General features: G+C 44.4%; 9 protein-coding genes and 1 pseudogene. All 10 read right to left on the bottom strand.

All coding sequences use genetic code 11. The annotated features are described in order from the left end of the window. Positions 1 to 155: 155 nt before the first annotated feature. On the bottom strand, positions 156 to 1,457 hold the full coding sequence (locus L0J61_RS04765; RefSeq protein ID WP_301465188.1) for an iron-containing alcohol dehydrogenase: 1,302 nt from the start codon (positions 1,455 to 1,457) through the stop codon (positions 156 to 158). 223 nt (positions 1,458 to 1,680) lie between these two features. Further along, positions 1,681 to 3,378: a dipeptide ABC transporter ATP-binding protein gene (locus tag L0J61_RS04770; protein ID WP_301465189.1), complete on the bottom strand. Its 1,698-nt coding sequence runs from the start codon at positions 3,376 to 3,378 to the stop codon at positions 1,681 to 1,683. 1 nt (position 3,379) lies between these two features. Beyond that, complete coding sequence (locus L0J61_RS04775) at positions 3,380 to 4,453, bottom strand: ABC transporter permease (RefSeq protein WP_301465190.1); 1,074 nt, start codon at positions 4,451 to 4,453, stop codon at positions 3,380 to 3,382. Then, the gene (gene yejB, locus L0J61_RS04780) at positions 4,453 to 5,523 is read right to left on the bottom strand and encodes a microcin C ABC transporter permease YejB (RefSeq protein ID WP_301465191.1); all 1,071 of its coding nucleotides are present in this window, start codon (positions 5,521 to 5,523) and stop codon (positions 4,453 to 4,455) included. The genes L0J61_RS04775 and yejB overlap by 1 nt, the downstream gene beginning before the upstream one ends. 118 nt (positions 5,524 to 5,641) lie before the next feature. Continuing rightward, the gene (gene gloB / locus L0J61_RS04785; protein WP_301465192.1) at positions 5,642 to 6,421 is read right to left on the bottom strand and encodes a hydroxyacylglutathione hydrolase; all 780 of its coding nucleotides are present in this window, start codon (positions 6,419 to 6,421) and stop codon (positions 5,642 to 5,644) included. A 125-nt stretch (positions 6,422 to 6,546) separates the two neighbouring features. Continuing rightward, complete coding sequence (locus L0J61_RS04790) at positions 6,547 to 8,364, bottom strand: extracellular solute-binding protein (protein WP_301465197.1); 1,818 nt, start codon at positions 8,362 to 8,364, stop codon at positions 6,547 to 6,549. 345 nt (positions 8,365 to 8,709) lie between these two features. Beyond that, on the bottom strand, positions 8,710 to 9,855 hold the full coding sequence (serC, locus tag L0J61_RS04795) for a 3-phosphoserine/phosphohydroxythreonine transaminase (protein WP_301465193.1): 1,146 nt from the start codon (positions 9,853 to 9,855) through the stop codon (positions 8,710 to 8,712). A 177-nt stretch (positions 9,856 to 10,032) separates the two neighbouring features. Continuing rightward, on the bottom strand, positions 10,033 to 10,941 hold the full coding sequence (locus L0J61_RS04800) for a hypothetical protein (protein WP_301465195.1): 909 nt from the start codon (positions 10,939 to 10,941) through the stop codon (positions 10,033 to 10,035). Positions 10,942 to 11,133: 192 nt separating this feature from the next. Continuing rightward, on the bottom strand, positions 11,134 to 11,748 hold the full coding sequence (locus tag L0J61_RS04805; RefSeq protein WP_301465196.1) for a hypothetical protein: 615 nt from the start codon (positions 11,746 to 11,748) through the stop codon (positions 11,134 to 11,136). 57 nt (positions 11,749 to 11,805) lie between these two features. Then, positions 11,806 to 12,315 (bottom strand): annotated as a pseudogene (locus L0J61_RS04810) (hypothetical protein); the annotation flags it as partial.

Raw genomic sequence — 12,315 nt, forward strand, 5'->3', positions numbered from 1 at the left:
TACAAATACCATAACACTTAGCCATTACCGAAACATTCCTAAAGTGTTATAAATTTACAATCGAACAATCACCCCTAAAAAAAGCCTATCACCCTCTGGGAAATAGGCTTCGCTACAGACTGCTTTGATATACATTTGATGTTATTAATGGAACATTAAGCAACTTCAGCGCTATTTTCATGCGTATTAGCACTTGCCTGCTCAATCTTGAGCAAAATTTCTTTTATCTCAGAGCTGGAAAGATATGTCGGTACTGCATAGGTATCACTGACTTCTTTGGCAGCTGCCTTAGCAATGCTATCGAAGTCACTGCTTTGTATACCTTTGACCGTTGGATCAATGTTTAAAGTAGCAATCAATTCACGCACATCAGCGATGAGCTGATCCGCAACTTCATCGTCACTACTGCTCGCTTTGCCTACTTTTACCATACCCGCTCTCTTAGCAAGTGCCGCCAATCTTTTCTTGCTACCTTGGCGGTTGACGTCGAGGATATAAGGCAACACGATCGCATTGGCACGCCCATGAGGGATACCGTAGTACGCCCCTAACTGGTGAGCGATAGCATGAACATAACCTAGACCAGCCTTGTTAAAAGCAATGCCGCCATAGTGTGCCGCAATGCCCATCTCTTCTCTAGCTTTTAGGTTGGCACCATCTTGATAAGCCAACGGCAGATACTTCATAACAGCCTTGACCGCAGAAGCAGCATAATAATCAGTCTCGACATTCGCGTTGGCACTCATCCACGCCTCTAACGCATGTGTCAATACATCGACACCGGTATCTGCAGTAATGTGAGCCGGCATACCTTTCATGATTGTAGGATCGATAGCGGCCGCTAACGGCACCATTCTTGGGTCGATAGACAGTGCTTTTTGATGTGTTTTCTCATCTGACACTACCGCACCAAGAGTTGCCTCTGATCCAGTACCAGCTGTTGTCGGAATACAATAGAGCGGCACTGATGGTTTTCTTGCTTTAAGAATGCCAATCAGCTGCTGTGGCTGGCATTGGTTTCCTTGCGACATTGCAATCATTTTGGCCGCATCAATGACAGATCCACCACCGATGGCAACAATAGAATCGCATTTTTCCTCTGCATATTGATCTATACCGTTTTCAACTACCGTAAATGTCGGGTCTGGGGTAACACCATCATACACATGGTAACTGATACCTTTACTATCCAAGTAATTAGTGACTTTGGCAGGTATGCCAAGACTATTGAGCACCGCATCGGTGACGATAAACACATTACTATTGTTTTCATTAATGAGCATATCACAGAGCTCGTCACAAGATTCTTCACCTACGAAGAGCATTGGTCTTCTGACAGGAACAACGTAAGAAAAAGCTTTTAGCGCTTTAGCACGAGTCTTAGCAACTGCTAGGTAACCAGCATGCTGTAATGTATTGGTACTTATCAATTTAGAAAGGCTGCGTGGTTGGTTCATGGCTACAAAAATCCTTTTTAATAAAATCTTCAATCGTAATGATTATTTGAGTCAATTTGCTCGTGCTGCACTAGAATTCCTGTCCTGACAGACTCAAGTAGAGCAAATGACCTTCAGACTATTGTACCACTGCTTGTTTTAGCATATCGCAATTAGTGTGAACTACCATGTATTCATTATCATGAATACAGCGTTTTATCTTATGCCTTAATGGCTGTTGTGATTAGATAATACTCGCTTGTAGCAACTTCTGTGCATAAGGATGCTTAGGATTATTAAAAACGTCCTCCGTACGCCCAGATTCTATACAGCCGCCTGCTTTTAGCACCATAATATACTGACATAAAGCACGTACAACTTTTAGATCATGGCTGATAAACACATAGCTGATTTGTAGTTTTTCTTGAATCTCTCTGAGTAGACTAACCACGGTCACCTGAGTGGTACTATCGAGTGCAGAGGTTGGTTCATCTAATATTAGTATGCTCGGTTGCATGATAAGCGCACGCGCTAGTGCCACGCGTTGTCGCTGTCCGCCCGATAACTCGTGAGGATAACGCTGCGCAAACCCAGCAGGCAAGTGAACGGTAGCGAGGCTATCCTGCACGTCGTTTTGGCGAGTGATTTTATCGACGCCTTGTACTAGCAGCCCTTCTTCTACAATTTGCATGACTGTCATACGAGGGTTGATACTGGCAAATGGGTCTTGAAAAACCATCTGGATTTGTGAACGGAAGCGAAGCAAGTCTCTTCTAGACAATGCAGCAATATCTTGCCCGTTGGCGACGATTTGACCTTGTGTTCGTGCTTGGTTGCTTAAAAGCTGAGTTAGGGCAAGTGCTATCGTCGTTTTACCAGAACCTGACTCACCCACCACGCCGAGGGCTTGCCCTTTTTTCATGGTCATGTCGACATCGCTTACCGCATCGAACCAACGCTTAGTGCCGCCAAACAAGCTCTTCTCAACAGGGAACTGTACTTGTAGGTTCGTTACTTTCAGTACAATTGGCTGCTCAGCGTCATCACTACTGGCTAGTGTCAGCGCCTGACCAAAATCTTGCTGAATAAGCGTACGAGTGTATTCTGCACTAGGTTGATGAAAAACTGCTGCGGTTTGACCTTGCTCTACGGTTTGACCTTGACGCATGACGATAACTTCGTCGCTATATCGCCTAACCAGATTTAAATCATGGCTGATTAACACCATCGCCATATTATACTGACGCTTTAACTCATCCAACAGATCAAGTATTTCATGCTGCAGAGTGACATCAAGCGCCGTGGTTGGTTCATCAGCAATTAAAATATCTGGCTGCTGCGCCAGGGCCATAGCAATCATGACTCGCTGACGCTGACCACCAGACAGCTCATGAGGATAACGTTTCAGCTTATCACTAGGGTTGTTGATATTCACATCATTTAGCAAGGCAATGCTTCTATCGTGCCATTGTTTTTTTGGAATATCACTTAGGCGCAATGATTCTGCGATTTGCTTGCCGACTGTATGCAATGGATTGAGGGCTGTCATTGGCTCTTGGAAGACCATGCCAATACGCTTTCCACGTATAGGACGCAGCGCAATGTTGCGCTTATCAATGTTACGTGCATTATTGTTACGCGCATTACTATTAGTAATCGGTAATGCACTCATTCCTGCTGCGTTTAATAGTTGCACATCTCCACTAACGAGCAAACTGCTTGGTAGCAAGCCCAACAATGCGAGACTGGCAATGGATTTGCCAGAACCAGACTCACCAACAATAGCGAGTGTCTGACCTTGGTGCAACTCATAAGACAGCTGATCCACCAAAACACCGCCTGACTCAGTCGTGATGCTTAGATTATCCACGGTCATCATCAGCTTGCCTGCACTGATAGGGTGCTCGCTTGCTGGATTGGATAGCGCGTTATCGATGGTCATATTAAGAGTGCCTCGGGTCAAAGGCATCGCGCAGCGCTTCACCAACGAAGATAAGCAATGACAAGATAAAGGTTAAACTAAAAAATCCAGACAAGGCCAACCACGGAGCATTAAGGTTATTCTTGCCTTGTACCATCAACTCTCCAAGGGATGGTGAGCCAGGTGGTAAACCATATCCCAAAAAGTCTAGCGCTGTTAGGGCAATGATATTAGCCGTTAGAATAAATGGCAGCTGCGACAAACTAGAAGCCAAGGCGTTTGGCAAAATATGCTTGAGCATGATTCGACTGTCCGAAACCCCAAGATTGCGAGCGGCACGAACATAATCAAAATTACGCGCCCGTAAGAACTCCGCTCGTACCAAACCAACCAAACCCATCCAGCCAAACAACAGCATCATCGCAAACAGCATAATGATGCTCGGACTAAATAAGCTGACCAAAATAATAATCATAAACAGCTGCGGCATACCGCCCCACACTTCCATAAAGCGCTGTCCTGCCAAATCCACCCAACCGCCATAATAACCCTGTATCGCACCGACGATAATGCCGATGAATGCACCAGCCAGCGTCAGCGCCAAACCGAATAATAACGATACTCGCAGCCCATACAATATCCGCGCCAAGACATCACGACCCAGATCATCAGTACCCAACCAGTTTTGACTGTTTGGCGCGGCTGGATATGGAAGACCAAGCTCAACATTCGATGTTTGATCAGCAAAGGGTATGGGTGGCATGACGTAATAGCCTTGCTCATTAATCAGCGTTTGCACCGCAGGGTCTTTATAGTTAGCTTCGGTCTCAAAGATACCGCCAAAAGTTGTTTCTGGATAGGCCGTCAGTACTGGAAAATAATACTCGTCTTGGTATTGCACCAACAACGGCTTGTCATTGGCCACTACATTGGCTGCCATGCATATGACAAATATCACTAAGAACATAATCAGCGATATCATACCAAGTCGATTGCGACGAAAACGATCAAAACGGGCTTGCCAGATAGGACTTAGACGACTGCTTTTTTTTACAGGGATAGAAGACGGGGTCGGGGGTAACGGATGACTAGACATTAGCGCCCCTCAAAATCAATACGCGGATCAATCAAGTGATAACTCAAATCACTGATTAACTGTAATAACAGTCCCACCAAGGTAAAGATGAATAAAGTGCCAAATATCACTGGATAGTCACGCTGTTGAATGGCCTCAAAACCAAGCAAACCCAACCCATCCAGCTTAAAAATAATTTCAATTAAAAAGTTCCCAGCAAAGAAAATACCAACGATGGCCGCTGGGATACCAGCAATAATAATCAGCATGGCATTACGAAACACATGACCATACAAAACCTGACGCTCACCCAAACCCTTGGCACGAGCAGTCAGGACATATTGCTTGCCAAGTTCCTCCAAAAAGCTAAACTTGGTTAAGTAAGTCAAACCAGCAAAACCACCCACAGTGCTTGCTAGAAGCGGCAGAGCCAAATGCCAAAAATAATCTTTCACCTTCCCAACGGCACTCAGTTGATCAAAATTCTCAGATGTTAGCCCTTGCAATGGAAATAAATTCCAATAACTGCCACCCGCAAAAAACACCAAAAGTATCACCGCAAATACAAATACTGGTATGGCATGTCCTACCGCCAGTAGCATGGCCGTTACCTTATCCATCCCAGAGCCATGATGCATGGCTTTATAGACACCCAATGGAATAGCGATCATATAAATAAGTAGTGTGCTCCACAATCCAAGCGATATCGAAACTGGCAGTTTTTCTACGATAAGCTCGGTCACTGACTGACCTTTAAAAAATGACTCACCAAAATCCAGATGGGCGTAGTTTTTTAACATCAACCAAAAACGCTCAGGTGCAGATTTATCGAAACCATACTGAGCGTTTATCGCTGCTACCATCTCTTCAGATAGACCACGTGTACCCTGATAAGTACTATCATTGCCACCTGAACTACCCGCGCCGATATTACCACCGAGCGCATTGTCTTTGGCACCTTGTTCAATGAGCGCCATCTGCTGCTCGACGGGACCTCCGGGCGCTGCCTGAACGATGACAAAGTTGGCCAACAATATCAAAAATAGCGTCGGTAATATCAATAATAATCTTTTTAAGATATAACGACCCATAGTAGCAGCTTCCTAAAATGAACAAATATTACCGTAGCAGAGATGAACAGCTAGCATCTACCGAAAAAAACATATGTTAAAAACCATATTTCAAAGACGATACTTCAGAGACCGTATTTTAAAAATTGTCTTTAAGCTCACGTAGCGCGGCAAATACCGTCAAAGACTTGTCATCTTCGATGTTTTTCTTCGCTTTGACACCTTCTATAACACTAGGTTCTTGCATCCGTAAAAACACATTAACCATGCGTTCATGCTCTAAGGTTACTGGCAATGTGGGCGTGCCATGTGCATTTTTTTCTTCTGCTCGTATCAACGCTTGTTGCATTGCTTCATTGTCGGGCTCAATAGACAAGCCAAAGCGTAAGTTATTCGCAGTATACTCGTGAGCAGGATACAGTAGCGTTTGAGAAGATAATCCATTTAAACGTTTGAAACTGTCGTGCAACTGCTCAATCGTCCCTGTAAATACGCGTCCACAGCCTGCACTAAACAAGGTGTCACCACAAAAGCAATGCTTGTTTCCATCAATATCCAATATGTAAGCCATGTGGCTCGCGGTATGACCTGACACATCCCATACTTGCGCGGCACAGCCCCATGCACTCACTGTACTGCCATCTTTGATGGTCTGATCCTGATCCACGGTATGGTCACTATGCGCCACCACATGCGTCATCGGATAAGACTCTTGAAGCTCTGCCACACCACCAGTATGATCATGGTGATGATGCGTGGTCCAAATCGAAGTCAGCTCCAAATCATGACTATCTAAGTAATCAATAACTGGTTGTGCTTGACCTGGATCAATGACAATCGCTTGCTTGTTGCCGTCATTAATTAATGTCCAAATATAATTGTCATTAAATGCTTTAATTGGGTGTATACGAATGCTCATACAAAATCCTTACCAGTAATTTTTCCTGCTACTTATGTTTTAGATATTTTTTAAATTCTGCTAGTCTAAATGGAGTACAAAACAAGACAGACAATGCACTTGAGATCGATTATCGCCATGTTTAGTTATTGCTTTAAATAGCTGTTTACTCGATTTTCTGCTGCTTTATCCACCCACCAATAGTCTATGCCAACGCTGTTGCTTGGCAAGGTGTCATTGTGACGATACTGATCCCAATAGGCGACGTTGGTACTAGATTTTCCATACATCGGTACCATGTAATGACCAGCACGTAGCAAGCGGTCGAGAACTTTGGTATACAGAACAATATCTTCACGGTTTTTTGCGCTACCTAGTTTTTTTATTACCTCATCTACCACCGCGTTTTTTATACCCGCTGTGTTTCTATTACCCATCTGATCAGCGGCGGCACTGCCCCAAAACCCCAACTGTTCAGCACCTGGGGACAAACTCTGAGCAAATACATCTACCACCATATCATAATCAAACCGTCGCATACGTTCGTAGTATTGTGGGCCATCTACTTGACGTAACGTCGCATCGAACCCTAGACGCTTGAGGTTTCTAATATAAGGCAACAGCACGCGACTAATGGTCTCACCTGTCATGAGAATCTCAATCTCAGCGAGCTCACCATCCGGTTGGAACAGCTTCATATCGCTATAATAAAACCCTGCATCTAACAACAGCTGCCTTGCCTGCAACAACCCTTCACGATTGAAACCACTACCATCACTACGGGGCAATTGCCACTCATTCAACACCCCTTCACGCTGAACTGGCTCAAGCTTGGAAAGTAATGGACTCAATACTTGCATTTCTTCGGCAGATGGTGTGCCCGTAGCAGCCAACTCTGACCCGTGGAAATAACTTTGCAAACGCTCGTATTGACCATGGAATAATGTTTTATTCATCCATTCAAAATCATACGCTGCCGTCAATGCTTGGCGCACTCGTATGTCTTGGAATATTGGTCGGCGCAGATTCGTCACCAACGCTTGCATTGGCACTGGATTTTGGCTGCTGATCGCTTCTTTTGTAATCATATCTGCCCGAGCTGCTGGGAAATCATAGCCAGTCGCCCAATTCGCGGCTTTATTTTCGGAACGAAAACGATATTGACCAGACTTAAAGCCTTCAAAAGCAACTTCATCACTTTGATAATAAACAAACTTAATCATATCAAAGTTATAACGCCCACGGTTGACCATCAAATCACGCCCCCAATAATCGGGGTCACGGACGTAACTGACCGAACGTCCTGCATCGACGCTGCTTAATTTATAAGGACCACTACCCATCAATGGCGTCAAGGTTATTTTTTCAAAATCGGTATCGACAGAAGATTTGGCAAAAACGGGAAACTGCCCAACCGTCAATAAAATCTCTTTATTGTCATCAGACGAAAAGACAAACTTCACTCGCTGCTTATCGACGATTTGAACTTCTTGAATGTCGCCCAAATAGCTGCGAATATACATTGGCCCTTTATTCAATAGCGCATCATAAGTCGCTTTCACATCCGCACTGGTCACGGGAGACCCGTCCCAAAATCGTGCCGCTGGATTGATATGATAAGTAATCCAACTGGTGTCGTCTGGGTCATAGGTGACCTTGCTTGCCAGCTGCGGATACATCGTAAACGCCTCGTCTAGAGAGCCTGTCATCAGGGTATCATACAGATAATTGGTACCAATCATTGCCACCCCTGTGGTCATCCATTTATTGGCACTATTAAAAGTGCCTCGCGCATCCAAGGACAACGTTCCACCTTTGGGTGCTGCAGGATTGGCATAGGGCATAAAGGGTGCGTCAATGAATTCCGTGGGGCTATTGTGACCAAGCGCGGTCGTTGTGACAGGCGCTGCCATACTGGTAGATGCCCAGCCGACGGCAATGGCGAGCAAGACGTTTTTTGTCATGGCAGTTTTTAGCTTCATGGCGGAATAATAGACCTATATACTCAATCAATTTAGGGCGCGCGAAAACAAACGCTGACGGCAAAAAGACATCTTGAAAAATTTCATCATAACAAATTTACGTTTTTTCACCTAATGGTTTGCTGCATTACCTGCCTTTGTTAATGACTATAATTATACGTAATGGACGACAGGTTGTTCTGCCCAAAACACATCGGATCCTGACCACATTAAGTGGTGATAATAAAAAAGACGCCACTCCTAAAAGCCGCGTCTTTTTTATTAATTCTGAGCACTGATTCTAAGCACTATGGTGACTTATATACCATTTACTTCAATATGATTGACTTAGGCATGCTTTTGTTCGAAGGCAATCATAAAGTCAACCAATTGCTGCACCCACTCAAGTGGTACCGCATTATAGATACTGGCGCGCATACCTCCGACATCACGATGACCTTTCAGGTTCAACAGCCCTGCTGCCTCTGACTCTTCTAAAAACACTTTATCAAGGCTGCTGTCAGCCAGAGTAAAAGGCACGTTCATGATAGAGCGATGCTTAGGCGCCACAGGGTTGTTGTAAAAACTGCTGTCATCGATGGTCTTGTATAACAAATCTGCTTTTTGCTGGTTGATCTTACCAATTGCAGCAACGCCGCCCTGCTCTTCCAACCAATCAAATACTAAGCCTGCCAAGTACCAAGAGTATGTCGCTGGCGTATTAGACATTGATCCTTTTTCTGCTTGATGCTTATAATTCATCAACATCGGACACCATTCACTCGCTTGCTCAAGCAAGTCTTCACGGATAATGACAATAATCAAGCCGGCTGGACCGATGTTTTTTTGTGCACCCGCATATATCATGCCGAACTTAGACACATCTATCGGCTGCGACAAAATGCAAGAAGACATATCTGCAATTAATGGTGCGTCGACCTGAGGTGGCTCAAATATCTGTAATCCATGAATGGTTTCATTGGCACAATAATGAAAATATTTTGCTTCTGAATCTACCTGCCAGTCGCTCTGGTCAGGCACATCAGTGAAGTTACTTTCTTGACCTGTTGCAGCCAAATTAATCTTACCAAGACCCAGTGCTTCGTATCGCTTGGCTTCTTTGATCGCTTTTCCTGACCAAGCGCCCGTTGTCAAATAATCACCACGTCCACCATTCAATAGGTTTAATGGAATCGCTGAAAACTGTAGACTGGCGCCACCTTGCAAAAACAACACCTTATAGTTAGCTGGAATATCCATTAACGAACGTAATGTACGCTCTGCTTTTTCAGTGATAGCCACATAGTCTTTGCTGCGATGGCTCATTTCCATCACTGATAAACCACGCCCTTGCCAATCAAGCAACTCACTCTGCGCGCGCTCCAAGACAGCTGTCGGCATGGTGGCAGGACCTGCACAGAAATTTGGTAGACGATGTGTTGTTGTGTTGCTAGTTTCTGTAGACACTGAGATTGTAGACGTGCTTGTAGCCATGGTTGCTATCCTAAATTGATGGGTCGTTTTTGTTATACCAATCCCAAAGAGGTTGGTTCTTTCAAACTTACAAGGCGTACCAAATACAGTACCTCGTAAGCCTGTCCTTTCACGTTGTAGTAGTTTATAGCAGTAATGATGTTTAAGTCTTTTAAGACTTGCTAATTGATGATACAACTAGATAGATATCTGTTCCCAGAACTGACGCTTTAGACTACTATCATCAAGCATTTCATCTAATGTTGGTACACTGGCAAGGTTGCTATGCGCGAGACCTTCGGGTAGCGTTGTTAATGACACAACTTGTACGTCTTCGCTTCTGCCTATCTTAAAGACGTAACCTGCGAGGCTAGCATTGGCAAGCTCAGCCGTATCCATCCCTTCACAAATAGGAAAAGACGTGGTTTCACACGTGATCGATAATGCTTGCGTGATATTTCGCCACAGTTTTTGACTGTCGTTATTGAGCGCTTGAATGTCTACTAGTAAGACCCAGTTTCCGTAACGGCCACCTTGCAAATCGAAAGGCTCTATCTTTTTAGCACTGTCATCGTTACGCGTGCTAGACGCAGAATCCTGTTCGATAGTCTCAAAAGATGGCATTGCTACGGCGTCAACTAGAGGCTCAATGACCTTCTCAATCTGTTGCTCGCTATTCGCAGAGTCACTGTGACCGTCATAAACGTACGAATCAATAGGCGCAGCGCTTGTCGAACTGCCATAGCTATCGTTTACTGGATTTTCTTCGTTTACAGATGAGTGCTTCATTAAAACGCTGCTATCGCCACTATCACCGTCGACACTATCACTGTAAACACTGGTTGGTTGGTTTGCCGTAGCTGATAGGTCGTGATCGGAAGCGTCAGCATTTATCTCTTTGCTCTCTGCTGTCGCTTGATCTAAATCTGAAGTGCTTACACCTCGTGCAGGCGAGCTGGACTGATCGTCATCGGCCACAGAGATATCCGCTATATTTAACCTCGCCGACTCTGGCTGCACCCATTGTTCGACACCCATCATCGCTAGGATCTGGCGTTGCTGCTTACGACGCTGTAATACAATTAGTGGGTCTTGAATATCACTCATGTGTACCTACTGTCCTACTTTATCTATTATGTCCGAGCCTGATGGTCCTGATGACATCGATGACGTTGATGACATTGATAACGTTGGCGCTTTTCACGGATTGACTCGCTGTTTGGTGACTTTTACTGATGGTACTAACAAATGAGGATCAACCAACAAAATGTCAGTCGTCCACTAGGGTGTATCCTCATTTTAAAAAAGCTGCCGCACGCCTAACCATTGCTCCGAAAGTCCCATCAAACAATCATATTCATCTTGACTGACTATCGTATCGTGTAACATAACCGTGTGCAATGTACTAAGCCATTGCTGATAATCATTATAATCTATTTGACTACGCTGCTGTTGTTTCTCTCGATAATTATCTTTGGTCATCGTTGCTGCTGCAACCACCTCAACAGTTGACTGTTCAAAAGCAGGCACAGCATGGATAATACTCAGTAGTTGAATGCTATTTAAATTTTTCACTGTTAATAATAACCATCTTACGTTTGCATCGCTAACTGTGGTGATATCTATGCCGATCAAGCGCGCATGACGCTGAAAATCCATAATATAATGAGCCACGGTGTCATTATTCTGGATAAAAACTGCGCTATCTACCGTCGATGCCATTTGTTCTTCGATATCTTTTGCTAGCCGACATGCAAGCAGGATCAGTACGGATCTTCTAGCCGTGTCTATGCTGGCAAACACTTGCCCCGAAGGATCAAGCTGCGCGCAAATACCTTCCAAAGCACCCGCTAATAACGATCGCCAATCAGGCTGAATACCTGTATCACCATCGTTCGAGCAACTGTCATTCAAGCAATCATCACCCAAAACATCGAAAAATACCGATAAAAACTGCTGTAAATGTAGCGCCTACCATAATACCAATACTGAAGAGGCTGGACGCGCTACAGAGGCTCCTTTTTTGAGTAGGGTTAGAGCTGTTGTCCCATGTTCGGTTAGGGCTTGTTCGTCGGTGAAATGATGGGCAAAACCTTGAGTTAGATCGACGGATAGCTGCTGACCAAATAATGCAAGCAACCCTCGTTGATAGCGTAGCAACATGGTGCGATTTTTTTGCTGCTGCGCATAATATTGATGGTCTCGAGTATGATGCCGATGTTCATTTTGCTGACTTTTACGGCACAATTCATTGACGGTCTTTTCAGACAAATCACGCTGACGCAACTGCCTTACCGTAAAACAAAGCAGTGCACTATCTAATCGTCTATCCAGCGTCGCCACTGTAAACAACAACGATTCATCCAATACATGTGGCAAAAGATTTGGCTGGCTAGCACTATCAGTGTCTAAACGAGGAACCCTTGTATAGTGTATTAAATATAAAAATGTTATAAAATAAAACATCTCAACAAATATACT

It is taken from the genome of Psychrobacter sp., from assembly GCF_030457785.1.
Classification (GTDB): Bacteria; Pseudomonadota; Gammaproteobacteria; order Pseudomonadales; family Moraxellaceae; genus Psychrobacter.

What these genes read in the sequence shown, in the direction of transcription:
- L0J61_RS04765 (WP_301465188.1), bottom strand. Translation starts at nt 1,457, where the DNA reads ATGAACCAACCACGCAGCCTTTCTAAATTGATAAGTACCAATACATTA.
- L0J61_RS04770 (WP_301465189.1), bottom strand. Translation starts at nt 3,378, where the DNA reads ATGACCATCGATAACGCGCTATCCAATCCAGCAAGCGAGCACCCTATC.
- L0J61_RS04775 (WP_301465190.1), bottom strand. Translation starts at nt 4,453, where the DNA reads ATGTCTAGTCATCCGTTACCCCCGACCCCGTCTTCTATCCCTGTAAAA.
- yejB (WP_301465191.1), bottom strand. Translation starts at nt 5,523, where the DNA reads ATGGGTCGTTATATCTTAAAAAGATTATTATTGATATTACCGACGCTA.
- gloB (WP_301465192.1), bottom strand. Translation starts at nt 6,421, where the DNA reads ATGAGCATTCGTATACACCCAATTAAAGCATTTAATGACAATTATATT.
- L0J61_RS04790 (WP_301465197.1), bottom strand. Translation starts at nt 8,364, where the DNA reads ATGACAAAAAACGTCTTGCTCGCCATTGCCGTCGGCTGGGCATCTACC.
- serC (WP_301465193.1), bottom strand. Translation starts at nt 9,855, where the DNA reads ATGGCTACAAGCACGTCTACAATCTCAGTGTCTACAGAAACTAGCAAC.
- L0J61_RS04800 (WP_301465195.1), bottom strand. Translation starts at nt 10,941, where the DNA reads ATGAGTGATATTCAAGACCCACTAATTGTATTACAGCGTCGTAAGCAG.